This window comes from Hymenobacter sp. UYCo722 (genome assembly GCF_040547115.1).
In the GTDB taxonomy this organism is placed as follows: Bacteria; Bacteroidota; Bacteroidia; order Cytophagales; family Hymenobacteraceae; genus Hymenobacter.
In genome coordinates this window covers 1,141,774-1,167,305 of sequence record NZ_JBEPPC010000001.1, presented here as the reverse complement: position 1 = coordinate 1,167,305, position 25,532 = coordinate 1,141,774, and the positions used below count along the sequence as shown (strand labels likewise).

General features: G+C 61.4%; 19 protein-coding genes. 8 read left to right on the top strand and 11 right to left on the bottom strand.

Going from position 1 to position 25,532, the window contains the following annotated elements; translation table 11 throughout:
• Positions 1–93: 93 nt before the first annotated feature.
• Complete coding sequence (locus ABIB44_RS05150; RefSeq protein ID WP_354583545.1) at positions 94–3,624, top strand: PAS domain S-box protein; 3,531 nt, start codon at positions 94–96, stop codon at positions 3,622–3,624.
• Between the two features lie 24 nt (positions 3,625–3,648).
• On the opposite strand, the gene ABIB44_RS05145 is transcribed toward ABIB44_RS05150, so the two are convergent.
• The gene (locus ABIB44_RS05145) at positions 3,649–5,010 is read right to left on the bottom strand and encodes a sigma-54-dependent transcriptional regulator (RefSeq protein WP_354583544.1); all 1,362 of its coding nucleotides are present in this window, start codon (positions 5,008–5,010) and stop codon (positions 3,649–3,651) included.
• 137 nt (positions 5,011–5,147) lie between these two features.
• Between ABIB44_RS05145 and ABIB44_RS05140 the strand changes: the two genes are divergently transcribed.
• Positions 5,148–5,804, top strand: a complete 657-nt coding sequence (locus ABIB44_RS05140) for a hypothetical protein (protein ID WP_354583543.1) — start codon at positions 5,148–5,150, stop codon at positions 5,802–5,804.
• Between the two features lie 214 nt (positions 5,805–6,018).
• On the opposite strand, the gene ABIB44_RS05135 is transcribed toward ABIB44_RS05140, so the two are convergent.
• The 3 genes from ABIB44_RS05135 to pulA all read right to left on the bottom strand — a co-directional run bounded on the left by ABIB44_RS05135 (position 6,019) and on the right by pulA (position 11,345).
• Complete coding sequence (locus ABIB44_RS05135; RefSeq protein WP_354583542.1) at positions 6,019–7,758, bottom strand: OmpA family protein; 1,740 nt, start codon at positions 7,756–7,758, stop codon at positions 6,019–6,021.
• 337 nt (positions 7,759–8,095) lie between these two features.
• The gene (locus tag ABIB44_RS05130; protein ID WP_354583541.1) at positions 8,096–9,088 is read right to left on the bottom strand and encodes a hypothetical protein; all 993 of its coding nucleotides are present in this window, start codon (positions 9,086–9,088) and stop codon (positions 8,096–8,098) included.
• A 262-nt stretch (positions 9,089–9,350) separates the two neighbouring features.
• On the bottom strand, positions 9,351–11,345 hold the full coding sequence (gene pulA, locus ABIB44_RS05125) for a type I pullulanase (RefSeq protein WP_354583540.1): 1,995 nt from the start codon (positions 11,343–11,345) through the stop codon (positions 9,351–9,353).
• Positions 11,346–11,563: 218 nt separating this feature from the next.
• Here pulA and ABIB44_RS05120 point away from each other — a divergent pair, with 218 nt between their 5' ends.
• Positions 11,564–12,640, top strand: coding sequence for a sensor histidine kinase (locus tag ABIB44_RS05120; RefSeq protein ID WP_354583539.1), 1,077 nt, complete (start codon positions 11,564–11,566; stop codon positions 12,638–12,640).
• Positions 12,641–12,946: 306 nt separating this feature from the next.
• A complete protein-coding gene (locus ABIB44_RS05115) occupies positions 12,947–13,699 on the top strand; it encodes a LytR/AlgR family response regulator transcription factor (RefSeq protein ID WP_354583538.1) in 753 nt (250 codons plus the stop codon).
• 123 nt (positions 13,700–13,822) lie between these two features.
• Here the strand turns inward: ABIB44_RS05115 and ABIB44_RS05110 are convergent, their stop codons facing one another.
• The 4 genes from ABIB44_RS05110 to ABIB44_RS05095 form a co-directional block, all read right to left on the bottom strand.
• Positions 13,823–14,149 (bottom strand): HesB/IscA family protein, encoded by a 327-nt coding sequence (locus ABIB44_RS05110; protein ID WP_070728920.1) that lies wholly within the window; start codon positions 14,147–14,149, stop codon positions 13,823–13,825.
• Between the two features lie 123 nt (positions 14,150–14,272).
• Positions 14,273–14,665, bottom strand: coding sequence for a hypothetical protein (locus tag ABIB44_RS05105; RefSeq protein WP_354583537.1), 393 nt, complete (start codon positions 14,663–14,665; stop codon positions 14,273–14,275).
• Between the two features lie 94 nt (positions 14,666–14,759).
• Entirely contained in the window at positions 14,760–15,170 is a 411-nt protein-coding gene (gene iscU, locus ABIB44_RS05100) for a Fe-S cluster assembly scaffold IscU (RefSeq protein ID WP_046244756.1), read from the bottom strand.
• 109 nt (positions 15,171–15,279) lie between these two features.
• Complete coding sequence (locus tag ABIB44_RS05095; RefSeq protein WP_502916482.1) at positions 15,280–16,494, bottom strand: IscS subfamily cysteine desulfurase; 1,215 nt, start codon at positions 16,492–16,494, stop codon at positions 15,280–15,282.
• Between the two features lie 209 nt (positions 16,495–16,703).
• Here ABIB44_RS05095 and mce point away from each other — a divergent pair, with 209 nt between their 5' ends.
• The 3 genes from mce to ABIB44_RS05080 all read left to right on the top strand — a co-directional run bounded on the left by mce (position 16,704) and on the right by ABIB44_RS05080 (position 19,292).
• Positions 16,704–17,108, top strand: a complete 405-nt coding sequence (gene mce, locus ABIB44_RS05090; protein ID WP_354583536.1) for a methylmalonyl-CoA epimerase — start codon at positions 16,704–16,706, stop codon at positions 17,106–17,108.
• A gap of 87 nt (positions 17,109–17,195) precedes the next feature.
• On the top strand, positions 17,196–17,768 hold the full coding sequence (locus tag ABIB44_RS05085; RefSeq protein WP_354583535.1) for an L-threonylcarbamoyladenylate synthase: 573 nt from the start codon (positions 17,196–17,198) through the stop codon (positions 17,766–17,768).
• Positions 17,769–17,849: 81 nt separating this feature from the next.
• Positions 17,850–19,292: a CCA tRNA nucleotidyltransferase gene (locus tag ABIB44_RS05080; RefSeq protein ID WP_354583534.1), complete on the top strand. Its 1,443-nt coding sequence runs from the start codon at positions 17,850–17,852 to the stop codon at positions 19,290–19,292.
• Positions 19,293–19,296: 4 nt separating this feature from the next.
• Here ABIB44_RS05080 and ABIB44_RS05075 read toward each other — a convergent pair whose 3' ends face one another.
• The 3 genes from ABIB44_RS05075 to ABIB44_RS05065 form a co-directional block, all read right to left on the bottom strand.
• Positions 19,297–20,481 (bottom strand): alpha/beta hydrolase-fold protein, encoded by a 1,185-nt coding sequence (locus ABIB44_RS05075; protein ID WP_354583533.1) that lies wholly within the window; start codon positions 20,479–20,481, stop codon positions 19,297–19,299.
• Between the two features lie 298 nt (positions 20,482–20,779).
• On the bottom strand, positions 20,780–23,458 hold the full coding sequence (locus ABIB44_RS05070; RefSeq protein ID WP_354583532.1) for a PspC domain-containing protein: 2,679 nt from the start codon (positions 23,456–23,458) through the stop codon (positions 20,780–20,782).
• A gap of 61 nt (positions 23,459–23,519) precedes the next feature.
• Complete coding sequence (locus tag ABIB44_RS05065) at positions 23,520–23,867, bottom strand: PadR family transcriptional regulator (protein ID WP_354583531.1); 348 nt, start codon at positions 23,865–23,867, stop codon at positions 23,520–23,522.
• A gap of 521 nt (positions 23,868–24,388) precedes the next feature.
• On the opposite strand from ABIB44_RS05065, the gene ABIB44_RS05060 reads away from it, so the two are divergent.
• Positions 24,389–25,504 carry a putative type IX sorting system protein PorV2 gene (locus ABIB44_RS05060; protein WP_354583530.1) on the top strand — a complete coding sequence of 372 codons (1,116 nt, stop codon included), beginning with the start codon at positions 24,389–24,391 and terminating at the stop codon, positions 25,502–25,504.
• Positions 25,505–25,532 lie beyond the last annotated feature (28 nt).

The following is a 25,532-nucleotide window of genomic DNA, read 5'->3' as shown; positions in this document are numbered from 1 at the left end:
TTGCGTAGCCTCTCAAAGGCTGCCCATTGCTCCTATTAGCGGAATGGGAGGACGTTGGGGGGCTGCGTTTTCGCTTCATCCCGCGCCCAGGCCATGACCGCTGCCTCCTCTTTCTCCGATGCCGAATGGGCGCAGCAGCTGGCGGCTGAGCGGGCCCGGCGCGAGCAGGCCGAAGCCGAACTGGCCCAGATGCGCGCCCGCCTGGCTACGCTGGAGCAGCTAGCTGCTACACCTTTTCACGCCCTGCACACCCAGATTGGCACGCTGGTGCATCACCTGCGTCTGGGCGTGGTGCTGGTCGACGGCAGCGGCCAGATTCAGTATGTGAGCCCGCATTTCTGGCGCTTGTTCGGCCTGGAGCCGGTGGTCGGGCCGCCCTTCACGCCCGACCAGCTGTACATCGATGACGCCTTCGCCGACCCGGCCTCGTTTACTACGCGGGTCTGGGCACTCCATATCGCCGGCAAAACCGTGCTCGGCGAGGCCTTCCTGCTCCGCGATGGCCGCCGGCTGGTGCTCGACTACCTCGTGCTCGACGAGGCCGGGGCGGGCCGCCTCATCTGCTACCGCGACGTAACCCGCGCCCACCGGCGCGAGCAGCGCCAGCGCCTGCTGGCCGCCGTGCCCGAGCAAAGCCCCAACCCCATTCTGCGCCTGGCCCTTAGCGGCGAGCTGCGCTATGCCAACCCCGCCGCCGCCGCCCTGGTTGAGGCGCTGCGTACCACGACGGCCGATGCGCTGCCACCCCTGCTGGCCCTGGCCCAGGCCGTGCAGCAGGGAATTGCGCCAAGCCCGAAGGAGCTAACCCTGGCCGGGCAATACTATCTGGTGACGGCCGCGCCGGTGCCCGGCCAGACGCACACCACGCTCTACTTCGTTAATATTACCGACCGGCGACTGGCCGAGGAGTGGCTTGGCCGCCAGCGGGCTTTCTATGAAAGCGTGCTGGAGCAGGTGCCCACCGCCGTGGCCGTGTTCGACGACGAGCACCGCTATTTGTTTCTGAACGCGGCCATTGAGTCCGACCTCGCCCTACGCGCCTGGATGCTGGGTAAAACCAGCGCCGAGGCCTGTGCCCGCCGCCAGCGCCCGGTGGCCATTGCGCAGCAGCGCGCCGCCGCCTTTGCCGAGGTGATGCGGACCGGCCGCGAAGTGCAGTGGGAAGAAACCGTGCCGGAGGCCGACGGCACCAACCGCCACGCCATGATGTGGTACCGGCCGGTGCAGGGATTGAGCGGGACGCCGCTGGTCATCAGCCTGGCCATCGACGTCACCGAGCGTAAGCGGGCCGAGCAGCTCGTTAGCCAGCAGCAGGAATTTTACGAGTCCATTCTCAACCTGCTGCCCTTCGATGTAGCCGTGTTCGATGAGAAGCACCGCTTCCGGTTCGTGAACCCGGCTTCGGTATCGGACCCGGCCGTGCGCCGGCAGATTATCGGCCTGACCAATGCCGAGTACATGGCCCTGCGCCAGCCCCAGCACCCCGAGCTGGGCCAACTGCGCGAGCAGTATTTCGACCTGGCCGTGCGCACCCGCACCGACGTGACCTGGGAGGAAACACGCTCCGACCGCCGGGGCCGCCCCCAGCTAATGGTGCGCCACCTGCGCCCCGTGTTTGGGCCCGACGGTGAGCTGCGGCTGGTGGTGGGCTCGGGCATCGACATCACGGCGCGTTACGTGGCCGAAAACCTGCAGCAACTGGTGCAGAATAGGCTGCGCGAGCAGGAAGCCTTTATCCGGCAGATTGTGGACGCCCTGCCCAACATGCTTTATGTGGCGGATGAGCAGGGCGACATCTCGTTCTCGAACCGGTTGTTCAACGAGCGCATCGCCGACCTACCGCATCTGGAAGCCTTGCCCCATTTGGAAGCCGTGGCGCAGGAGTTAGTTGATATTCGTTCTTTCAGCCGAGAAGTGCTACGCGCCGGCCTGCCCGCCACTCGCGAAATGCCCCTGACGCTGAAAAATGGCCAGCAGCAATACTTCCAGGTGTATAAGCAGTTGCTCCAACTGGCCAATGGCCAGGTTGGCATACTCACCATCGGCACCGACGTAACCGAGGTGAAGCACGCCCACCAGGAGCTGGAACGCCGCGAAAAGCAGTACTACGACCTCGTGCACTACTCCCAGGCCCTCATCTGCACTCACGATTTGCAGGGCATTATTCTCACCGTGAACCCGGCCGTGGAAAACCTGCTGGGCTGGCCGGCGGCCGAGCTGGTGGGCCATTCGCTGGGCCGCGTGCTGCCAGCCAAGCATCTGCCCGATTTTGAAGCGTATCTGGCTGCGCTGGCCGCTCAATGCTTACAGGACCAGTTGCTTACCGTGCGTACCCGCCACGGCGAGCGCCGCTACCTGCGCTGCTACTCGTACCCAGTGGTGGAGGAAGGCCACGCGCCCTACGTGGTGGCCTCGGGCTACGACGTGACGGAAGGCGTGCTGGCCCGGCGCGCCCTGGAGCAGGCCAAGCGCGAGGCCGAAGACAACGCCCAGGCCAAGGAAGCCTTCCTGGCCCGCATGAGCCACGAAATTCGTACGCCCCTGAACGGGGTGCTGGGCATGGCCACGCTGCTGCACAAAACGCCGCTCTCGCCCGTCCAGCAGGAGTACCTCACGACCATGCAGGTGGCCGGTCGCCACTTGCTCACGCTGGTGAATGACGTGTTGGACATGGCTAAAATCACCACCCATCACCTGCAGCTCGAATACTTGTCCTTCGACCTGCGCCTGGTGCTGGAAGGAAGCGGCCAAACCGTGGCCGCCCTGGCCGCGCAGCATGGCCTGGAGCTGGTAGTGCGCCCGCCCGCCGTGGGGTACCGGCTGGTGGGCGATGCCTATCGCCTGCGGCAGGTGCTGCTTAACCTGCTCAGCAATGCCCTCAAGTTTACCGAGCGCGGGAAGATTGAGATTGGGGCCGAGGTCCTGGACGAAGAACTCGCCGCCGCTCCCGGTGCCGTGATGATGCGCTTCTGGGTATCCGATACCGGCATTGGCATGAGCCCCACCGAGCAGGCCCACATTTTTGAAGCCTTCGCCCAGGCCAGTGCCGACACCAGCCGCCGCTACGGCGGCACGGGCCTGGGCCTGGCTATCAGCCAGCAGCTAGTCGAGCAGATGGGGGGCGTTCTGCTGGTGCACAGTGTGCCGGGCGAGGGCACTACCTTCTCGTTTGCGCTGCTGCTCCCGCGCGACGAGGTGCCCGAGGTGGCGCTCGCAAGCCTGCCGGCGGCCACCTTCGAGAGCCTGCGCGACCTGCGCGTGCTGTTGGCCGAAGATAACCACCTAAACCAGTGGATTGCCCGCGTGGTGCTGGAGCACTGGGGCGTGCAGGTAACCGCCGTGAGCAACGGCTCCGATGCCCTGACCCAACTGCGCGAGCACGATTTCGACGCGGCCATTCTCGACATTCGCATGCCCGGCCTGAGCGGGGTGGAAGTAACCGTTGCCCTGCGTGCGCTGCCCGATGCGCGCCGCGCCGGCATCCCCATCATCGCGCTCACGGCCAACGCCTTCGAAAAAGACCGTCTCGCCTACCTCGCCGCCGGCATGGACGCCTGCCTCGTGAAGCCCTACGAGGAAGCCGACCTCTGCCAGCTGCTGCTGAACCTGACGCAGACCCAGTAGCCACAGTTGAATAGCGCGTCGCTATTATCCCAAGCCGTACTCCTCCAGCTTCCGGTACAGCGTGGTGAGGCCAATGCCCAGGCGTTTGGCCACTTCGGGCTTGTTGCCGTCCAGCTCGTTCATCAGCTTGGCGATGTGGCGGGCTTCCAGCGCCCGCAGGCTTTCATCGGCGGCATCGGCACCGGGTTTGGCGGGCCGGCCCAGCGCGTGGAATTCATCGGGCAAATAATCAGCCGATAGCAATTCCCCCGCCGGAGCCAGAATGGCGGCCCGTTCGAGCACGTTCTTTAGCTCGCGCACATTGCCGGGCCAGGGGTAGGCCTGCAGCAGCCGCAGGCACTCCGGCTCCAGGCCGGGCAGGCGCTTGCTGAGCCGGGCGGCGAAGTACTGCAGGAAATACTGGGCCAGTGGGGGCACGTCGGTGGGCCGGTCTTTGAGGGAGGGGATGAGGATGGTGAAGACTGAGAGGCGGTAGTAGAGGTCGGGGCGGAAACGGCCCTCGGCGGCTTCAATCTTGAGGTTGCGGTTGGTGGCGGCCACCAGGCGCACGTTCACGCTGGTGGGCTTGGTGTCGCCGAGCTTGGTAAACTGCTGCATCTCGAGCACCCGCAGAAACTTAGCCTGCACATTCAGTTCCAGCTCGCCGATTTCGTCCAGAAACAGGGTGCCGCCGTTGGCTTCTTCCAGCAGGCCCTTCTTGTCCGTCAGGGCCCCGGTGAAGGCCCCTTTCTTGTACCCAAACAGCTCAGATTCGAGCAAATCCTTCGGAAAGGCGCTGCAATTGACGGCCACGAAAGCCTTGCCCTTGCGCCCGCTGGCCTGGTGAATGGCCTGAGCAAACAGCTCCTTGCCGCTGCCGGTGGGCCCTTCCAGCAGCACGGTGCTGTCCGTCGGGGCCACCTGCCGGGCCAGCTGCTGCACCCGCTTCAGCTCCACGGAGTCGCCAATCATGCTCTCGAAGCGGTACTGCTGGCCCACGCGGCGCTCCAGCTCGGTCACGCGCTTGCGGAGGCGGGCTTTTTCGGCGGCGCGGTCCACCACCACCACCAGCTGCTGCTCAAAATCGCCCTTGGTGAGGTAGTCGAACGCGCCGAGCTTCATGGCCTTCACACCGTCGGGGATGGTGCCGTAGGCGGTGAGGAGCACCACCTCGGCCTCGGGGGCGGCGGCTTTGTAGCGGGGCAGCAGGTCCACGCCGTGGCCGTCGGGCAGTTTCACGTCGCTCAGCACGAGCAGCACGTCGTCGGCGTGCTGCAGCAGCAGCTCTAGGCCGCGAGCTGCGTCGGGGGCTTGCAGCACGGTGTAGCCTTCCAGCTCCAGCACCTGGGCCAGCAGCTGGCGCAGGCGCGCCTCGTCGTCGATGATGAGCAGGGTACCGGTGGGCATTTCTTTGCGTTGGAAAAGATAAGTTGGGCACTCAAAGAACGCCAGACTGCGGCAGGTCAGCAACAAAAAGTAAGCTTGAGAAGTAGCAACGGCTTGTTATGTCTAGTTTTGATGACGTCAATTATTCCTTTCTCTGTATGTCTGAAGTTGCTTTGAAACTTGCTGAAGCTTTCGAATTATTAAACAACTCAATAGCTCTCAAAAGGGAGTCAGGAGCGAAGCGGCTTCGCAAATTAGGCTTACCTGAATCTGGAGAGATATTATTAGCGGCATTAAAAAAAGAGGTTAAAGACAAGCGGACATGGTCTGCCCGATATCATATAATTGCGGCTTTGGGCGTGGTTAAATATCAGCCAGCACTGCCCTTTTTATGGGAGTTAATGCGCCAAGAATTTGATGCGACAATGACTTATTTAGGTCTTGGTGATGCAGTCTTGCGGTTGTCTATTTTAGAAGAGCCCCTTGCACAAGTTTGGTCGAAGGTTTTGAAAACGCAAAACCCAATGTTCATAGATGGTGCGTTACGGGCAATTGCTTTACTCAAACTTGTGCCTGATGATGAGACAATTCAAAGTATTATTGACGTAGCGAGACAACCGGAATTTGTAGACTGTGTACGCGGATATCCCGGCGATAAATCTGGACTTAGGTACTGGGTTGCAGCTGCTAGTGGTGGCTGGAAGAAGTCATTGACGCAAGTGTTTCTGTTGGAATGTCAGTTAATTAAAGACACCAGCTTAAAGCACGCCGTAGACCAAGCGTTGAAGGGTAAGTATATTAAGTGGGATTACTAACTCCCCCGAATCTCCTGCTTGATGTGCTCCACGAACTGGGCGAATCCGGGTTCGGCTTCGACATTTAAGTGCCAGGTGAGGCCAAGTTCAGCCAGGTTGTGGTGGTGCCGGGACTGATAGCAGCACATGGCACGAGAGCCTTGGCACGATGTCGTACTCGTCGCCCAGCCCTTCACCTGACGGGCTCCACAGCAAGCCCGTCAGGGAGGTATTCTTAATTTCCCAGCACCACCTCCACGCGACGGTTCTTGGCTTTGCCGTCGGGTGTGGCGTTGCTGGCTACCGGCTCGGTGGCCCCGTGGGCGTACACCTGCACGCGGCCGTCGGGGAAGGCGCTGTGGCTTTTGGCTTCGAGCCAGTGCTGCACGGCCATGGCGCGGTCTTCCGAGAGCTGCTGGTTTTTTTCGGGAGCACCGGTGTTATCGGTGTGGCCGTGCACGGCCACTTTTAGCCGGCCCGCCACCACGAGGTCGTTGAAAAGCTGGTTCAGGTCGCGCTCGGCGGCGGGGGTGAAGCTGCTCTGGCCCGAGTTGAAGGCGATGTTCCAGGCGCGCTTGCTCACGCTCTGGCGAATTTCGTCGCCGGCGGCAAACTGCTGGGTTTCGGCCGGGGCCACAGCTTTGCCCTTGTATTGCTGCTGGAGCTTCTTCAGCGGCGCCAGGTCCAGCATTTCGGTGAGGGGCACGTAGCTGGGCAGCTCTTTGGGGTAGAGCTTGCTCTGCACGTCGCCGAAGGTTTTGTACACCGCTGCGTAAATGTTGGTGCCGCCCTCATCGAGGCCGAACAGGTTGAGGTTGTCGCTGAAGTTGAAGGCTTTGCTGCCGCCGAGCTCCACTACGTCGCCGTTGCGGTCGGCCTCGCTCACGCCCTTGTAATACTTCAGCCAGTACGCGCCGGGCTTATCCTGGTCGCCATACACGGTAGCCGAGATGTCGGCGGCGCGGGTCAGGGCTTCGGGGTGGCTTTTCACCTGGTCGCCGGCCACGGCGAAAGCCGTCATCAGGCCCAGCACTTCCTTGGGGTGGGCATCGTACCAGCGCTTGGTCGTGACCATGATATTAGGCATCTGGTTCGAATAATCTTTGGTGCTCACGATGTTCACGAGGCCGCCGCGCTGCTGGGCGATGTTCACGTCGCCGGGCGTCCAGGTGGCCACGGCATCGGCAATCACGTCCACCTTCACGCCGGTGTTCTTGCCGTTCACCACTTTGGTGCGGGCTTCCGGCTTGCCGAGGATATACTTTTCGGCGGCCACCAGAAAGTCGCTGGCGGCCATGAAGTTCACCGCTTCGGGGTCGTAGGTGGTTTCGTCGGGGTTTACCTTCAGGCCGTTGTCGGCGCACCATTTCAGGGCGATGTTCTGGTCGCCGTCGCGCAGGTAGCAAGCCACGGTTTTGCCCAGGGCCAGCTTGGGGTTGTCGAGCCATTCTTTCGGGCCCATCAGCTTGTCTTCGCCGAAAGATTTACCCACCGAATAGGGAATGATTTGCAGCTGCGTGCCCACCTTCTTCAGCTCCGTTTGCACAGCCGAGAATCCGGGCAGGCCGTCGCCCATAATGCTCACAATCAGGCCAGGGGTGGCGGGGTTGCTTTGCAGGTCGAGGGCGTTTTTCACCAGGTCGGCCTGCATCTTGCTCACGTCGTCCTGGCGCACAATCTGCATATCCAGGCCATTGGCCGCCGTGGCCGAGCCCATCGTGGAGCGCGGGCCGCCGTTGGCCAGCATGCCGGCCATCTGGGAGTTCCAGGCCATTACTTCCCAGGTAATGGGCGTGCCCTTGTCGGCCGGGGCGGTGCCGGGCATGGCGGCCAGCGGCACCACAATGTTGGCCCGGTTGGCACCCGTGGCCGTGGGCAGTTCAATCGAGTTCAAAAGCACCGACTGCGTGTCGGCCTTTTTAAAGACGGCTCCGCTGGAAACCAGCTTGTTGATGCCGAAGTACAAAGCGGCCACGAGTAGGAGGCCGATTAAAAATTTACCGCGTGTTGTCATTTCAGTAAGGGCAAAAGAGGGGTGAGGCGCCCGTATTGGGCGCATGATTTTTGAGGTGCTTTGGTGGGTTAATTAGCGGCTGGGCCTAGGGCCCTAGCAGCTACTGCGCTCGTCATGCTGAGCGAAGTCGAAGCATCCCTACCGCTTCGTTGGAAGGCAATTGATTACCACTGAGGTAGAGATGCTTCGGCTTCGCTCAGCATGACGACCTATGGATTCTGCATCACGTTCTTGAGAATGAAGTGCCACCGGCGTCGGTTCTCCCAGCAGGCCCACCAGGCCGCAGGCCAGCAGCAGGCTAGTCAAGCAGGCTAGAATAGGCATCATCGGAGGCTTTTTTAGTGGTGAGAATTGACTGCGTCTGTTGGGGTTTTTCGTTGAGCACGGCGTTGAAATCGCCCTTCTGATACTTTTCCAGCAGGCGCTGGCCCTTTTCGCTCATCACCCCGTTCTGGATGTCCATCTCCTTCACGAAGTCCTGCGAGTAGCGCATGGCCTGCTTAATCTGGCCTAGCTGCTGGGCCATGTCCTGGGCCACGCGGTCGGTGGCCAGGTCGAAGAAGTACTTCTTATCAGGGTCGCCGCGCAGAATGTTCATGGCGGCGCGCATGCCCGAGCTGGTGCGTTTCACTAGGGCGTACTCATCTTTCAGCAGGCCTACTTTAAACTTGCTGCCGTCAATCTGGCGCAGGGCGGCTTTCAGAATCTGGCGCATCACCACCGTCACGTTGGCCGTGGTGGTGGCCATGGGCATCAGGCGCTGGTTGTAGTCCTGAATCTGGGCGGCGCGCGAGGCGTAGCTCTCGGCCATGTCCTTTTCGCCCTGGCGGGTGGCGGCGCTGGCCAGGCTCAGGTACTCCTGCATCTGGGTGGTGTTGGCGGCCAGCTTGCGCTTCACCAGCTCGTGCGCGCCTTCAATGTTGGTGACCTCGGCATCCATTTTCCGCGCTTCCTTTTCGGTGTTGCGGATGTAGTCTTCCATGATGCCGATGGGGTCGGTGTTCACGAAAATGCCGGCCATGGTGCGCAGAATGCGCTGCCCGGCGTACCACAGCCCGGCGTGAATACGCTTGTTGGTGGCTAGCAAAAACAGCACGAACAGGGTGGCGAGGCCAATGCCCAGCTTCACGGTGTCGAACACCATGTCGACGAGAAAGGGCAGAATCACGCCCCAGTAGTACACGGCCGCGCCGGCCACGCCCAGCAGCACCACGCGGCCGGCCATTTTCTCCGGCTGCTGCCACTTGGGCAGCTCGGACGATTCGGAATTGTAAGATGGGAGCGTGTTCATGGCGTTGGTATATGTGGGTGGAGGTGGCGGCCGCTACGACCGTTAATTGGTTACCTCCACCCTATGCCAATACCAATGCCGTTTCGGTAATTTTTTCGTGTAAATCGAGATATGTATTGGTTTTCAGGTGATTAATAAAAAATCCCCGCCGGGCAAGAGACCCAGCGGGGATGAATTTTTCCAGAATGAAAAGCGAATTTTTTCAAATCAGCAAGGCGGCGGCGCTCGGCATCACGGCCTCTGAGCGCACATCTTGCGCCCGCTACTTTATCGGCACCAGAATGAGGGCGGAGTTACCGGGTATCTGCACGCCGCTGGTTACTTCGAGCACGTCGAGGCCTTCCTCGTTGAGCTGGTCGCCGCGCAGCACCACTTTGTAGGTGTCGCGGGGCAGGGTCAGGCTATCGGCGGTGCGCTGGCCGTTGAAGATGACGATGATATCCTGCCAGGCGTCGCCGCCGGCGTGGTCTTTCAGGCGGTAGGCGATGAGGCCGGGCTTGGCGGGCAGAAACTCCAGGTGCTGCTGCACCAGCTCGGCCGTGGGCAGGCGGAACGCCGGGTGGTTGCGGCGCAAACGCAGGAGCTTGCGGTAGAACTCGTACACGGCCCCGTATTTCGCCTTGCGGCTCCAGTCGAGCTGGTTCACGCTGTCGGGCTGATTGTAGGAATTCGACGAGCCGCCCTTGGTGCGCAGAAACTCGTCGCCGACCGGCAAAAACGGCACGCCCTGCGCCGTGAATACGATGGTGTTGCTCAGCACGTCCATATTGATGAGCTGGGCCTCCGTCGCGCCGGGGTTCGACACGGTGAGCTTGTCCCAAAGCACCCGGTCGTCGTGGCAGGCCACGTAGTTGATGGCCTGGCCGGGGGCAGTGGCCCAGGGGGCTTTCGAGTAGTTTACCTTCGAATAATCGAGCTGCGGGTGGCGCGTGGCACCCACGATGCCAAATTTCACGCTCTCCTCCAGGCCGGGCTGGCCGCTGGCGAAGCCAGGCTCGGTCTGGTGCGCGTAGTGGCCCTTCACGCCATCGCGCAATTCGTCGCCAAACGCCGCGATGCGGTCGATTCTCCCGATGTTGGCCTTCACGGCGCGCCCGGCTTCGGGCAGGGGCGAGGAGCCGGCCGTCCAGCCTTCGCCGTACACGAAAATGCTGTGGTCCTGCAGGTCGAGGGCCACGCGCACGGCGCGCATGGTTTCGAGGTCGAGCACGCCCATCAAATCGAAGCGGAAGCCGTCGGCGTGGTATTCCCGGGCCCAGTACGCCACCGATTCCACGATGAGCTTGCGCACCATGGGCCGCTCCGAAGCTACCTCGTTGCCGCAGGCAGTGGCGTTGCTGAGGGTGCCATCGGCATTATGCCGGAAGTAGTAGCCGGGTACCAGCTGCTCGAAATTGCTGCGGCCGGCGTCGGCCACGTGGTTGTACACCACGTCGAGCACCACGCGCAGGCCCGCGCCGTGCAGGTTCTCCACGAGCTGCTTCAACTCGCGGATGCGGGCCGCCGGGTTGGCGGCGTCGGTCGCGTATGAGCCTTCGGGCACCGAATAGTTCAGTGGGTCGTAGCCCCAGTTGTAGCGGTTGGCGCGGGCGGGCGCGGCTTCGTCGATGCTGGCGAAGTCGTTGGTGGGCAGCAGGTGCACGTGGGTCAGGCCCAATTCAACCAAATGGTCGAGGCCGGTGCTCACGTTGTTGGGGCCGTGGGTGCCGGTCTGGGCCGCGCCGAGGAACTTGCCCTTGTGCCGCACGCCCGACTGCGGGTCCATGGTGAGGTCGCGCACGTGCACTTCGCCAATTACAATGTCAGTGGCTTGCTTCAGGGCCGGGCGCAGGTCGGCGGCCCAGCCCGGCGGCTGCGCGATGGCGGGGTTGAACACGGCCCCGCGCAGGCCATTGAGGCCGACGGCATGCGCATAAGGGTCGGCCACTTCGGCCATTTTTTTGCCGGCGATGGTGGCTTGCACCGTGTAGAAGCCGGCGATGCCGGCGGGCAGGGCATAGGTCCAGGTGCCATTCTGGGCTTTGCTCATGGCGAAGTCGGCCACGGCCGCGCCGCCGGTGCCGGCCGCGTACAGCTTCAAGTGCAGCGCCTCGGCGGTGGGGGCCCACACGCGCAGGCTTGCTTGGTTGCCCCGCCAGGTCAGGCCCAGGTCGGGGCCGTGGTAGATGGGGTAGCTGCCGAAATCGGGCAGGGGCGGGGCGGCGGGAGCCAGCAAAGGCGAGAACAACACAAGCAGCAGCGGTAGCAGACGAATCATGCCGGCAAAGGTCGGAATGAAAGCGCGATGAACGGGCGGAGAGGGGCTGTCGTTGCGAGTGGCGCGCAACGAAACGCGGCACCCGGAGGACAGGGCCGTAGCCGTTCCCCCAACCGATAAAAACCGGCCCGCCGTCGATACAAAGCCCCGCGCGGTCGGTTTGGGCCGGGGCTGCCCCGCGCCGCCGCCTATGTTTGTTGCGAAATCCATCTTCCTCCATGCCCGACCTCACGCCCCGTCGCTACCTCACGCCGCTAATTCACGTGCTGGTGTGGGGTTTGTTTGGGCTGACCTTTCTGTTGTTCCAGCCGCTCACCGGGCGGCTTACCATGCCGCCGCAGTTCTGGCTCAAACAGGGGCTGATGTTTGGGGCGTGGGTAGCCATCTTCTACCTCACGGCCAGAGCCACGGTGCCGCGCCTGCTGTTTCAGGGGCGCACAGGCTGGTTTGTGCTGGCGCTGGTGGGTACTACCCTCGGGGTGTTGCTGTTCAGTAAGTTTCTGGAAATGGCGCTCGACCTGCCCGCACTCATGGACAAGGCCTTTATGGCAGCGGCCGGCCGGCCCCGGCTGGGCCGCTCCGGCCTGCGCATCGACACCATGGGCCTGCTCACCACCATGTTCGTGCTGGGCATCAGCACCAGCATCACGGTGGTGCAGAAGTGGCAGCACGATGCCCAGATTCGCCAGAGCCTGGAGCAGCAGCGCGTCAGCTCCGAGCTCTCGGTGCTCAAAGCCCAGATTAACCCGCATTTCTTCTTCAATACCCTCAACAACATCTACGCCCTCACCCTGCTCGACGGCGAGCAGGCCCGCGTAGCCATCCACCGCCTCTCGCGAATGATGCGCTACGTCCTGTACGATACGGCCGGTGGCCTCACCCTGCTCAGCCAGGAAGTTGCCTTCGTGCAGGACTACATCACCCTGATGCAGCTGCGCCTCGATGAGCGCGTGAGCGTGACGTTTGAGAAGCCCGACCCCATTCGCGATGTGCCCGTGGCCCCCATGCTGCTGCTGCCCTTCCTCGAAAACGCCTTCAAGCACGGTGTGGCGGCCACCCAAAGCAGCCGCATTTTTATTGCCCTGCGCCAGCCTTCGGCTCAGGTGCTGGAGCTGGAAGTACGCAACTCCCTACGCCCGATGCCCGCCACCGACCTAGCTGGCAGCAACGGGATTGGGCTGGCCAATACCCGCCGCCGGCTTGACTTGTTATACCCCGGCCGGTTCACCCTGCTGGTTGAGCCCAATACCCCGGCCCACGAATTTCGCGTTCACCTCACGCTTCAGGTTGGTTGAGAAAGCTAATCGGCACGTAGTGCCAGGCTTGCCGAACCAACTCTGCGACCTCGTTGAATTGGTTAATTTAAATAGTCGCGCACAAGTAACCGTAGTAAATAAGCCGGTTATGCTGAGCGTAGTCGAAGCATCTCTACCGCGCTGGTAATTATTTACTCACGAGATAAAGATGCCTCGACGACGCTCAGCATGACGTTCCATTCAATGCCCTACTCCTGCGTGACTACTTTATGGTGCATCAGACAAGCTGCAGCTGCGCTCAGCATGACATTATTTTAATCCGCGCACTTCCCACTTTCCGCTTTCATGACGAACTCCCTGCCACTCCTCCGTACCATCGCCGTCGATGATGAGCCCCTGGCCCTGGGCCTGGTGGCGTCGTTTGTTCAGCAAACGCCGTTTTTGGACTTGGTGGGTAAGTTCGGTAGTGCGGTGGAGGCCCTGAAATACCTTCACGAACACCCCGGAACCGTTGATTTAGCTTTTCTGGACGTTCAGATGCAGGAGCTCAATGGCCTGGAGCTGGCCCGCGTGCTCGGGCCCACCGGTCCGCGCGTGGTGTTCACCACCGCCTTCCCGCAGTACGCCCTCGACGGCTACCGCGTCGATGCCCTCGACTACCTCGTCAAGCCCTTCAACTACGAAGAGTTTCTGCGCGCTGCCGGCAAAGCCCGCGCCTACGCCGAGCTGGTGGCCGGCCCCAGCCCGGCCGCGCCGGCAGGTGCCATTGCCGAAGAAGAAGAATACCTTTTCCTGAAGGCCGAATACCAGTTGGTACGCGTCGCCCTCAGCGATATTCTCTACATCGAAGGCTTGAAGGATTACGTGAAAGTGCACCTTAAAAGCACGCCCCGCGCTCTGCTGAGTCTGATGAGCCTCAAGGCCATGGAGGAGAAGCTGCCCGCCCGGCGCTTCATGCGCATCCACCGCTCATTCATCGTGGCGCTCGATAAAATCGAAGCCGTACGCCGCCTCACCGTTCAGATTGGGGCCGTCACCATTCCCGTGGGCGACCAGTATAAAGAAGCCTTCCTGCAATTCCTCAGCCGCTGGAGCTAGGGCGTTTGGTACGAAGCCTCGGGTGGCGTGAAGCCTATCACACCCAATACCACCGTTTCAACTAAAGCAAAAGTCCCCGTGCAGCCTGCACGGGGACTTTTGCTTTAGTTGAAACGGTATTTGTTATACCGAGAAGCTCTCGCCGCAACCACACTCGCGCGAGGCGTTGGGGTTATTGAACTGGAAGCCCTTGCCATTGAGGCCGTCGGAGAAATCCAGCTCAGTGCCAGCCAGGTACAGAAAGCTTTTCATGTCGACTACCACGCGCACGCCCTTGTCCTCGAACTCCTGGTCCATGGGTCGCACTTCGTTGTCGAAGTCCAGCTTGTAGCTTAGGCCCGAGCAGCCGCCGCCAGCCACCGAAGCGCGCAAGCGGTAGGTATCGTCGAGGTGCGCGTCCTCAATCAGGCGCGCTACTTTTTCTTTGGCTTTATCCGATACGGTAATCATGGCAGTAGGAGCGGGGCCGCTAGGGCTTGGAAGCAAGCCGAATGGGACCGCAATTTAGACAGATTATAAACAAGCTGGCGAATTTCTTTGTTCATTCAGCCGCCAAACAATTCATTACGGCCCTTACGAGCTAGGGTTCAGGACCACGCTGAACACGGTAATCGTATTTAAGTCGCGGCCGAAGTATAGTTTATCCAGCGCCTCATACACGTTGTGCGCCCGGAAATAGGACGTTTGCAACTCCCGTTCGCCGTGCGTGCGCCATTGCAGGGTATAGGAGCTTTCGGTGTCGCGGTAGCTACGCACGTAGGCCAGCATCTTTTCCAGGCACATCACCCGGTCGCGCCCGGTTTCATAGCGAAACAAAAAGCGTTGCTCGTGGCGCGGATTCACCGTAATCAAATCAAGCCGCGTCTGGCCTTCCAATTCCCGAAACTCGAATTGCAGCTGCGTGGGCTCCAAGCCCAGGTACTGCCGAATCTCGCGCTCCAGCCGGGCAACGTCAAATTCGTCCATGAAGGATTAAATTAAAAATTGAGAATTAAACATTAAAAATGCCAGCATGAGCCGCATTTTTAATGTTTAATTCTCAATTTTTAATTCGCTAAAATTAGTGGTGTGCCAGCTCCAGGGCGGGCAGGCCGTTTTTCACGCGGTAGTCCGAGATGGCCGACTTGATGGCATCTTCCGCCAGCACCGAGCAGTGGATTTTCACGGGCGGCAAAGCCAGCTCTTCCACAATCTCCATGTTGTCGATGGCCAACGCCTCGTCAATGGATTTGCCTTTCAGCCACTCCGTTGCCAGCGACGACGAGGCAATGGCCGAGCCGCAGCCAAACGTCTTGAATTTGGCGTCGGTGATGGTATTGGTGGCTTCGTCTACCTCAATTTGCAGGCGCATCACGTCGCCGCACTCGGGTGCGCCTACGAGGCCGGTGCCTACATTCTTCTTGCTTTTGTCCAGCGTGCCCACGTTGCGGGGGTTGCTGTAGTGGTCGATTACTTTATCGGAGTAAGCCATGGCTTTTTGGAATTAAAAATTAAGAATTAAGAATTAAAAATTGAGTTTTAATGCAAATGGGTCAAGCCATTTTTGATTATTAATTCTCAATTTTTAATTAAAGCGCAGCCTAGTGTTCGGCCCACTCGATTTTGCTCAAATCGATGCCTTCCTGGAACATCTCCCACAGGGGTGACATTTCGCGGAGCTTGGTGACGGCCTCTTTCACGTGGCCGATGGCGTAGTCGATTTGCTCGTCGGTGGTGAAGCGGCTCAGGCCGAAGCGCAGGCTGCTGTGGGCCAGGTCGTCGCTCAGGCCCAAGGCCTTGAGCACGTAGCTGGGCTCCAGCGAGGCCGAGGTGCAGGCCGAGCCGGATGATACGGCCAGGTCCTTCACGCCCATCATCAGGCCTTCGCCTTCCACGTACTTGAAGCTGATGTTGGTGACGTGCGGCAAGCGGTGCTCCACCGAGCCGTTCACGTAAGTTTCCTCCATCGTCATCAATTCTTTTTCGAGGCGGTCGCGCATCACGCTCAAACGAGCAGCGTCGGCGGCCATTTCGAGGCGGGCCAGTTCGCAGGCCTTGCCCAGGCCCACAATACCGGGCACGTTGAGGGTGCCCGAACGCATACCGCGCTCGTGGCCGCCGCCGTCCATCTGGGCGGTTACTTTCACCCGGGGGTTCTTGCGGCGCACGTAAAGCGCACCCACGCCCTTAGGGCCGTACATTTTGTGGGCCGTGAAAGCCATGATGTCAATACCGTCGGCAATCACATCAACCGGAATCTTGCCAACGGCCTGGGTGCCGTCCGTCATGAACAGGGCCCCGTGGCTGTGGGCAATTTGGGCAATTTCACGCATGGGCTGAATGGTGCCCGTCTCGTTGTTGCCGAACATGATGGCCACGAGAATGGTCTCGGGCGTCATGGCGGCTTCGAGCTCTTCGAGGCTGATGAGGCCCTTTTCGTCGACCGCCAGGTAGGTCACCTTGCCGCCCAGCTTTTCGATGTGCTTGCAAGTGTCGAGCACGGCTTTGTGCTCGGTGGTGGTGGTGATGACGTGGTTGCCCTTCTGGCTGTACATCTCAAACACGCCCTTGATACCCAGGTTGTCCGACTCCGTAGCGCCCGAAGTAAAGATGATTTCTTTCGAGTCGCAGTTGATGAGCTTGGCGATTTGCTCACGGGCGTAGTCCACGCCTTCTTCAGCGGCCCAGCCGAAGGGGTGGTTGCGGGAGGCCGCGTTGCCGAATACGTCGGTCAGGTAGGGCATCATGGCCTCCAGCACGCGGGGGTCGAGTGGCGTAGTGGCGTTGTTGTCGAGGTAAATAGGGAGCTTCAGCATTGCGCGCAGCGGTATGGCAAAATGATAAACCAATGAAAGCCTGGTCGACCCTTAGAACACGGTTTGGGGGCAATCAGTTTTCTTTGGTCTCACAAAAGTAGACACAATCTAAATAAGGACCCGCGCCGACTTCCGGCAATGACGCGAAATGCCCGCTAAAACCGGCTTTTTTGCCCGGCCAGCGGTATTATCCCTCGAAAACTCGCCCGATGCTTACCAACCTCGAACACCTCGGCCTGGCCGTACACGACCTCGAAGCCGCCACCGCGCTCTATACCACGCTGCTCGGCGCGGCCCCGTACAAGAAGGAGCACGTGGCCAGTGAAGCCGTCGATACCGTTTTTTTTCAGGTCGGAGGCTCGAAGATTGAACTGCTGGCCGGCACCTCGCCGGACAGCGCCATCACGAAATTCCTGGCCAAGAAGCCCGAAGGCATTCACCACGTCGCCTTCGAAGTCGATGATATTAGGGCCGAGATGGCGCGGCTGAAAGACGCGGGGTTTGTGCTGCTGAATGAGGAGCCCAAGCGCGGAGCCGATAATAAGCTGGTGTGCTTCGTGCACCCAAAAAGCGCGGCCGGGGTATTGGTCGAGCTTTGCCAGAGCATCAACTAGCGTGCTCGTACCCGGTAGCGACTTCGTGGTCTGCCGGGCCATTTGCCTTAAACCCATACTCGCGGACTACAACGTTCGCGCTACCTCATGAATCGTTTCCAACAAGAAGTCGACGCGGCCGTCGATGCCCTGCTGCTCCAGCAGGTTATTCTCTACCCGACCGATACCGTGTGGGGCGTGGGCTGCGATGCCGAAGCACCGCCCGCCGTGCAGGCCTTGTATAAGCTGAAGGGCCGCGAAGCCGGCAAGCCCAGCATCGTGCTGGTAGCCGATTTGGCCATGCTAAAGCGCTACGCCGCCGAAGTGCCGCCCGAGCTGGAAGCCATGCTGGCCGCCGATACGCGGCCCACCACCTATATCCTGCCCGCTGGCCGCGCCGTGGCCAAAGAGCTGGTGGCCCCGGATGGTACCGTGGGCCTGCGGGTAGTGAAGGATGAGTTTTGCTTTAAAGTGGTGCGGCGGCTGGGTCATGGGCTGGTATCGACGTCGGCCAACAAGGCCGGCGAGCCCACGCCGGCCGTGTACGCGGAGGTGGATGCCGCCATCGTGCGCGGAGCCGACCACGTGGTGAACTGGCGGCAGGATGATGACACCCGCACCACCCCCTCACGGCTGGTACGGCTGGGCGATGACGGGAAGCTGGAAGTAGTGCGGGAATAACCGGCGCTACTTGGAGCCTTCCATGGCACCCTACTGGCGATGACCGGTGGCATTATGCGGCCAGCGCCGAACTTTGCACTTATGAACACGCCCCGCCTGCCCGAACTACCCATTTTCCGCACCATCGCCGAAGCGGCGGCTGAGCTCAATCAGCCGGCCTACGTGATTGGCGGCTACGTGCGCGATTTGGCGCTGGGCCGCGACAGCAAAGACATTGACGTGGTGACCGTGGGCGACGGTATCGCCCTGGCTCAGGCCGTGGGCAACCGGCTGCCGGGCCGGGGCCGGGTGCAGGTGTTTAAGAACTTCGGCACGGCCATGCTGCCGACTAAGGAGGCCGGCGACATTGAGTTTGTGGGCGCCCGCAAGGAAAGCTACCGCACCGAAAGCCGCAAGCCGGACGTGCAGGCCGGCACCCTGGAAGAGGATTTGGCCCGCCGCGACTTCACTATCAATGCCCTCGGCCTGAGCCTAAATCCCGAAAACTTCGGTGAGCTGGTCGACCACTACGACGGCATGAAGGACCTGGCCGGCAAAACCATCCGCACGCCGTTGGGGCCGGACGTGACGTTCTCCGACGACCCGTTGCGGATGATGCGCGCCGTGCGCTTCGCCGCGCAGCTCAACTTTGATATTGAGCCCGATACATTCGATGCCATTATCCGGAATAAGGACCGGATAAAGATTGTGTCGCAGGAGCGGATTACCACCGAGCTGAATAAGATTATTGAGTCGCCCACCCCCAGCTACGGGTTCAAGCTCCTGTTTCAGACGGGGTTGTTGCAGCTCATCTTTCCGAAAATGGCCCTGCTGTACGGCGTGGAAAAAGTGGGTACGCACGCCCACAAGGACAATTTCTACCACACCCTGCAAGTGCTGGATAACGTGGCCGCCGCCGGCGGCGACCTGTGGCTGCGCTGGGCCGCCGTGCTGCACGACATCGCCAAACCCGCCACCAAGCGCTACTTCCCCAAAGTGGGCTGGACGTTTCATGGCCACGAAGACAAGGGCGCGCGCTGGGTGCCGGGCATTTTTACCGACCTGAAGCTGCCGCTGGGCGAGGAGATGCGCATGGTGCAAAAGCTGGTGAAGCTGCACCTACGGCCCATCGCGCTGGTGAAGGAAACGGTGACCGACTCGGCGGTGCGCCGGCTCCTGTTTGAGGCCGGCGAAGACATTGACCGGCTGATGCTGCTGTGCCGGGCCGATATCACCAGCAAGGACCACACCCGGAAGGAACGGTACCTGCGCAACTTCACGGAGGTGGAGGAGAAGCTGAAGGAAGTGGAGGAAAAGGACCACCTGCGCAGCTTTCGGCCAGTAATTACCGGCGAAATCATCATGGAAACCTTCGGGCTGAAGCCTTCGCGCGCCGTGGGCGAGCTGAAAGAGGCCGTAATGGAAGCCATTCTCGACGGCATCATTACCAATGAAATGGAGCCCGCCCTGGCTTTTCTGTTGCAGCAAGGGGCGGCTAAAGGACTGGCTCCGGGAGGCGCGGAGACCGTTTCGACTCAGGCTTAACCGGCTACGGGCGGGCACATAGCCGGGCCAGGACCTGCCGCAGCATGGCTGAGCCTTCGGGACCATAGAGAAAGCTGTGGCCGCCCTGGGGCACGGCTTGCAGCTCCCACAGGCGGGCCGTGGCCGGGCGGGCGTCATGGGTGTTTTTTACCAGTGCATAGGCGTAAATATCATCGTCCTGGGCGCTGATTTGGTAGCAGGGCTTGCCCTGGCCCAGCTGGCCGTAGCCGGCCCGTAGCGGTAGTTTCGGCGAAGGCGACAGGGCGTAGAACCCCCTGAACGCGACCGGCCGCTGGCTGGCAAACCACAGGGCGGCGCTGCCGCCGTTGCTCATGCCCCCCAACACGGGGCCGCTCGGGGCGGTGTGGTAGCGGGCCTGCACCTCGCGCACAATGGCTTCTACCTGCGCGAAGGCAGCGGCCTGGTCGACCCAGCCAAAGGTGTGCCGGCCAAATGGATACACGACAATGGCATTGGCGGGCGCGGCGGCAAACACGGGCTCCTGCACCACATCGGGGTCGGCGAACCGAAACTGGGTGGTGCTGACCACGCCGCCGTGCAGGTACACCACCACGGGTGCGGGCCGGGCGGGCGAGTAGCCAGCGGGCACCCGCACCAGGTAGGGCATCCGCATGGTGTCGTTAGGCACTGGGCTGAAATACAGGGCAAAGCCGGGTTGCGCAGCGGCAAAGCGGCCTGTTTTACGGTGGCCGCTGCCAGGCCACGCCAATGCGCGGGCCTGCGTTTCGGCTACCCAATGGGCCCTGCGGGCACTGGCCGCCGCGGCCTGACTTGCCAGCGCCGCACGCATGGCGGCCAGCCAGCGGGGCCAAGCGGCATCGGTTTTTAATACTGCAAGATTGAGGTCCTGGGCCACGTTGTCGAGGTCGTGGGGCTGCATGCGCAGGGAGTGGCGGCTGAGCTGCCCCAGCCAGCGCCAGGCCAGCGCCCGCTGGGCCGGGCAGTTGGCCGCCGCACTGGCGGCCCCGAATAATTCAAACTCGTTGGCGCGGGTGCTGTCGGGCGCAAAAGCCTGCTCGAACGTGGCCACGGCGGCGCAATAGTCGCGGGCCTGCACCTGGGCGGTGGTGCGTTGCAGCAGCTGGTCGTAGGAGGGAGTGGCTGGCTGAGCCAAGGCAGCACCAACGGGTGCGGCTGCCAGCAATAGCAAAAGAGTCGTGGCTCTCATCGGGGCTGAAATAAAAGGATTCAGCCCCGCAGATGCCCTTTTAACGCTAGTGGTTGCCCCAAGCCATTGGTAGTTTTTGCCGTCTGCTGGTGTGCCCGTTGGCACTTTTACAAACAAAATGGAGCCAGTCCTGGCCTCCCTGTTGCAGCAGGGGGCGGCCAAAGGACTGGCTCCGGAAGAAGGCCTCGTTCACTCACCAAACTAAGCCTGGCTTCTTTTTCTTTTTTCGCAGGGATAGATGCAGCTATACGACGAAGGTTGCCTGCGAAGTTGCTTTTTAAAGGAGAATTTCGGCGAACTACAAACGTTTGATGCTGGATGCACCCACCGCGTCGACTTTCACGGTGGCGGGCTGGCCGCTGTAGGCTATTTCGCTGGCGCCCACGGCATCGCCCTTCAGGCTCTCGGTCACGTTGAGGCGTGCTTTGCATGCGCCCACGAGCGAAACTTTGGCAATGCGGGTTTTTAGGTTGGCTCCGGCCAGCTCGCAGGCCACGGCCGCGTCGAGGCGCAGGTTATCGGCTTGGCCAGTGGCGGTGGTACGGCAGGCCCCGGCCTGCTCTAGGCGCAGGGTGCCGTAGTTGCCATTCAGGCGCAGGTGGCTGGCTCCGGCCTGCTCGACGCGCATGCTTTCCTGGCGGTCGAAGCCGCCCAGGTCGCCCTGCACCGCCCCGGCCAGTGAAAGCTGGTCGATGGCGGGCATCTCAATGCGCACCAGAATTTTGCGGTTGCTGCGGCCCCAGCTACCGCCGAACAGCTTGGTGTTGCGTGGCTTCACAATCAGCTCGTCGCCGTCGCGCTCCACGCGCAGGTCGTTGAGGGCTTCGTTACCGCCGGCGGCTTCAATCTTGAAGCTGTCGCCCTTGCGTACCACCACCCGGTAGCTGCCGGCCACTGTGACGTGAGTGAAACCGGATTCCTCGAACGTGCGGCGGTCGCTGCCGTAGCCGCTCAGGTCGGTGTCGAAGCTGGGCGCGCCGCCGTAGTTGAGCGAGAGGCTGCTACTGGCGTTGCTGTCGTCGTTGCTGTCATTGTTGTCGCTGCTGCTATCGTCGGCGTTGTCGTTGTCGTCGCTGTCGCTATTGATGTTCATGTCCGAGTCGTCGTTGTTATCGTTCCCATCGCGGCCCAGCTGCTCGGCGGTGCAGCCGATGCACTCCAGCTTATTGCCGCGCAGGCGGTAGCGGTGCTGCTCGGGGTCGCGGGGGCGGCGGTTGCCCACGAAGTCGTCATCACCAAGCAGGTCGTTGGCAAAGTTGCGGCTGATGCGGAAGGTGCGGTCGCGGGGCAGGCGCAGGGTAAGGGCCAACTCCTGCTTGCGGTAGGCCGAGTTGGGCAGAAAGGAGAAATGGTCGTCGAACACCAGCGAGGAGTCGCCGCTGGGCCGCACCGTGTAGTCGATGGTGGTGAGGGCCGTGCGGCGGGCCGTTTCTTCGTTGGGGCCGTTGGCGCGCAGGGTGCGCAGCACTTCCACTACTTTGCCGCTGTCGGTGGCGGCGAGTCTCACATCAATGCGCTGCTCCCACTGGCGGTCCACGTTACGCGCGTCCAACATCACAACCGACGTAGTCAGCTTCGGAAACTGCTCCAGCTGCTCCACCTGAGCATCGTATTCGTGCTGATGCAGCTGCTGCGACACGCCGGCCACTACGCCCACGATGCTTAGCAGCCATAAACCCAACAGCGACAGGCCCACGGTGCGCGTCAGAATAGTGTGGCGAAACAGTAGGTTCAGCCCGCCCAGCAGCAGCCACAGCGACGGAATGCCCGCAGCCAGAAAACCCGCTAACAGTGCCCAGCCGGGAATGCCGTGCAGCATAACATAGGCTGGGGCGTCGCCCATCACAATGTTTTGCGACGTCGGCAGCAGGCCAATGCCCGCCCCGGTGCAGATAACCACCGCCAGCAACAGGCTAAAGCCGACGATGGTGAGCAACACCCCAGCCACCACGCGGATAGCCGAACCCACAAAGTTCACGGCCGGGCGCAGGTTGCGGGCGGCATCTTCCACGAAAGCGCCCACCGGGCGGTTAGTAGTGGCGGGGCCCTCATCGAAAGCATTGTTGCGGGCGCTGCTGTCGAAGCTCTCCAGCGTCATGGCGTCGCCGCGCATACGGAGTTTGTCCGAGACCGTTTTGGCCTCGGGCAATACTATCCATAGTATAATGTAGAGCAGAAAGGTGAAGCCCCCGGCAAACAGGCCGGCCAGCATAATTACCCGCACCAGGGTCACATCAATGTTGAAGTAGGCGGCCAGGCCGGCGGCCACACCGGCTACCTTGCCCGTACCCGTGTCGCGAAACAAGCGGCGGCCGGCCAGCGGCCCCGAGGTCAGCAGGGCCTCCGGGTGGGCGGGGGCATCGTAGCGCTTGGGCAGCAAAATCCAGAGAATAATATAGCCCACCACCAACCAGCCGCCGAAATCCAGCCGCATATTGTGGCGCGACCAGATGTTGATGGCCGGCGAAAAGATGGTGCCGAATACCAGGCCCAGCCGAATCCAGAGCGGATTTACGGCGAAGTACTGCGCGATGCCGGCCGCTACGCCCGCAATCTTGCGGTTGGCCATGTCGCGGTACAGGCGCTTGCTTTCGCCGGTAGCGGCAGTGGCGGCCGGTGCGGCTCCGTAGGGGCTGCCATAGTCCGGGGCGCGGTCGAAACTGGCCGAAGCGGCGGCGGCTTCGTCGGCCGTTACCTCATCGTCCTCGTCGGCATCAGGGGCGAAGTCACTCACCCGGCCCATCTTGGCCGCCATGGCATTCACGTCATCGAGGGTGATGACCTGCTGCATGGGTGAGAGGCGGGCGGCGAAGAGTTCGGCGATGCGGCCTTCGATGTCGGTTACGATGTCGGCGTGGCCGCGGTAGCTGGCGAAGTGCGCTTTCACCTCGGCCAGGTAACGACTCAGAACGTCGAAACCGTCTTCCTCAATGTGGAAGATGAGGCCCTGTAAATTGATGCTGATGTTCTTTTTCATGTGAAAGAGGGCCGAACGGGCCGATTGGATGCTGGTGAGTGAAGCAGAAAAAGAGGCAGAGTTAGCGGCTGTCGCCGGGCGGCCGGCTGTGGCGGATGATGCCGACCGAGGCCGCCATTTCCTCCCAGGTGTCGCGGAGCTCGTCGAGGAACTGCCGGCCGGCATCGGTGAGGGTGTAGTACTTGCGGGGCGGGCCGCTGGTGCTTTCTTTCCAGACGTAGTCCAGCAGGGCGGCATTTTTGAGGCGGGTGAGCAGCGGATAAAGCGTGCCCTCCACCACAATCATGCGGGCCGAAGTCAATTCCTCCAGCATGTCGGAGGCGTAGGCTTCGCCGCGGGCGATGATTTCCAGGATGCAGAACTCAAGGATTCCCTTGCGCATCTGAACCTGGGTGTTCTCGAGTTTCATGGGCGGGTTGGTTGACTAGTGGGTGACGAACAGTACAAATGTATGGTAGGTACTTTGTAACGCAAGGTACTGGAAGAATAATTCACTCGAAACAACGAGAATATTCTGTTAACCGTTGATAATGAGGGATAAAATTTTATTCTGAAATGAAGTATTCAGATGCCTAATCGGGTCAAAGCTCGTGTGTAAGCTTATTGAATAGGGGAGACCCTGCCAGTAATGCCCCGAAAGCGAGTTGCCAGGTAGCCGTAACAGCCGCCCGCCAACCGCCAATTGCCCCGGCATTGCTCGGGGTCAAGAGCCTGCTATTTCGAGGAAGTAAGAATCGGCTAAGCCGGCGAAGCACCCTTCGCCGATTGCACCGCGGCCGGAAAAAAAACGTGCTGTGTGGCTGGCTCGTACGCTGCGCTATGTTCGGCTTACCGTTGCGTTGAGCGAACTGGCCCGAAATTGGCGGCGTCCGACGCACTATCTTGAAGTAACTTGCGTTCCGTCCGCGCCAACCCGTGTTCTCCCTTTCTATGACCCAATTTTCCGCTGCCGCCCGAGGGCTTCTGACTGCCGGTGCCTGCGCTGTGCTGGCCCTGCCAGCCGCCGCCCAATCCTCCAAAACCCCCAAATACAGCAACGAATTTCTCAACCTCGGGGTGGGTGCGCGCGCGCTGGGCATGGGCAAAGTGCAGGTGAGCCTGGCCACCGATGCTACCGCCGGATACTGGAACCCCGCCGGCCTGGTGAACCAGACCCATAAGTACGACGGTGTGCTGATGCACTCGGAGCTGTTTTCGGGTATCGTTAAAAACGACTACGCGGCCTTTTCGATGCCGCTGGACGATAAAAGCGCCATCGGCGTCAGCCTGCTGCGCCTGGGCGTGGACAACATTGCCGACACCCGCGCGCTGGTGAACGAGTACGGCTACGTGGACTACAGTAAAATTGAGTTCTTCTCGGTGGCCGACTATGCGCTGCTGCTCTCCTACGCCCGCAAGCTGGGCGTGGAGGGGCTGAGCGTGGGAGCCAACGGCAAGCTCATCTACCGCAACATCGGCAAGTTTGCCCACGGCTACGGCTTTGGCATCGATGCCGGCGTGCAGTATAATCACAAGGGCTGGAACCTGGGCCTGATGGCCCGCGACATCACCACTACTTTCAATGCCTGGTCCATCAACGGCGATGAGTATCTCAAGGGCCTCAACAGCACCCAGGCCAACCTGAAAGATGAGATACCCAAAAACAGCACCGAAATCACCCTGCCGCGTTTCGTGCTGGGCGTGGGCCGGCGCTTCGAGCTGCCCAAGCAGTTCTCGGCCCTGGTAGCCGCCGATTTCGAAACCACCACCGACGGCCAGCGCGGCACGCCCATTTCCACCAAAGGCGTGAGTGTTAACCCCGGCGTCGGGGTGGAGTTGGGTTATCGCGACCTGGTGTTTCTGCGCGGCGGTGCCGGCAACTACCAGCAAATCAGTAGCGTAGTAGACCAGTCCAAGCAGTGGAAGGGTCAGTACAGCCTCGGGGCCGGCGTGGCCGTGAGCGGACTGCGCGTCGACCTGGCTCTCTCGCGTCTGGCCGTGGAAAAGCTCGGCAGCACCTCCCAAACCAACTCGCTGATTGTCTCGCTGGGCTACGGCTTCAAATAGGCCAGCGACAAAGAAACCAGCTACCCTC